This window comes from Candidatus Woesearchaeota archaeon, from assembly GCA_003694805.1.
In the GTDB taxonomy this organism is placed as follows: domain Archaea; phylum Nanobdellota; class Nanobdellia; order Woesearchaeales; family J110; genus J110.
Genome location: RFJU01000103.1, coordinates 1 through 1,233 on the forward strand (window position 1 = coordinate 1; position 1,233 = coordinate 1,233).

The 1,233-nt window shown below is 57.5% G+C and carries 2 protein-coding genes; both read right to left on the minus strand.

What is annotated here, in order from left to right; translation table 11 throughout:
- Nucleotides 1-438: phage major capsid protein (locus D6783_03815; GenBank protein ID RME52785.1), on the minus strand; the 438-nt coding region annotated here is incomplete at its 3' end.
- 35 nt (nucleotides 439-473) lie between these two features.
- Nucleotides 474-1,233, minus strand: a 760-nt coding sequence (locus D6783_03820) for a hypothetical protein (GenBank protein ID RME52786.1), incomplete at its 5' end; no start/stop codon positions are given.

Consider the following 1,233-nt stretch of genomic DNA (forward strand, 5'->3'; position numbering starts at 1 on the left):
GAGGAATGCTCCCTCAAGAACCGCCCCGGTGTAGTTCGGAATGTCCAGTTGTTCGCTGCCCATTGGCCAGTGCTTTGCCTGTTTCGCAATGATCCCGGTGCTTGCCGCGATTCGCAAAATAGCGTCCGCCACTTCGGTTGGTACAAGGTACCCTCCTCGTGCGTTTGTTGCGCTGGTAAGTTCCTCGCTGGCTTTCGTGTGAATGCCGTTGACTGCCCTTGCCATGTCCGCAAACGCTGTTTTTTGCTCCTCGGTTAGCCCGGTGCGGTCCACGCCGAATGCTGCACGCTCCGCTGCAAGCTTCTCTACAGTTTGCTTGGCTGCCTCTACGGCTTCCTTGCTAACCATGCCTTTCACTTCCTCTTGGAAGTTCTCGAGCTGCGTTGAAACGATGCCCTCGGTTTGTTCCGCGATCGCTTTCAGTGCTTTTTCGTCCATACTTGGTGTTGGTTATTGCTAGTAAAAAGTGATGCCTAGCGCTTGCGCTTTGCTCGGTTTATTTTCGCGAGCGCGTCGCTTGCGCCGTTGGCAATCGCTTTCAGGGTCGCTTGTAGTTCCACCCCCTTGAGGTGGGCCTCCAGCTCGCCCTCAGCGTTTTTCGACCTCTCTTTGGAGCCCCCGCCATTGTCGGGTTCCTCTGCTCCGCCGTCGCCCCGGCTTTCTGCCAAGGTTGCGGCAATCCCTTTTAGGGCTTCAATGGTTCCGTTGAGTTGGGCTGTCAGAATGCCTGCCGTTACTGTCGTTGCCGTCTTGCCCTTGTCGTCGCCCTCCGCGTCCTCTTGTTCGCGGACCAGCTCGACGATGCGCCTCGCGCTTGCCGTCATCACCTCCGTGATGCCGCTCTGCATTTTTGCGAGTTCGGCTCCCACTTCCTCGGTGAGTGTCTTTGTTTTGTCGGCCGTCTTTTCTGCGGCTTTTTCGTCCGCTCCGGCGTCCGGCTCCGGCGTTTCGTCGTCCTCGTCTGCGGTTCCCTCGCCTCCGTCGTCCTCGTTTTCGTCCTCTGAGGCGTCTTTTTCCTGCTCCTCGGGTGTTTCCTCGTTTTCCGCGGTTTCGTCGCTCTCCGGCTCTTGTGGTTCGTCCTGTGAGGTGTTTTCATCCCCCTTCGGTTCGTTTTCTTGCGGTTCTCCCTCTTTTATTCCGTCCATGAAGCCCTTTGCGAGCACTCCGGCTTCTACAAGGCGTTTTATGTCCACTCCGGCGCTTTTTGCCACTGCGATCGCGTCCGGGTTTGCC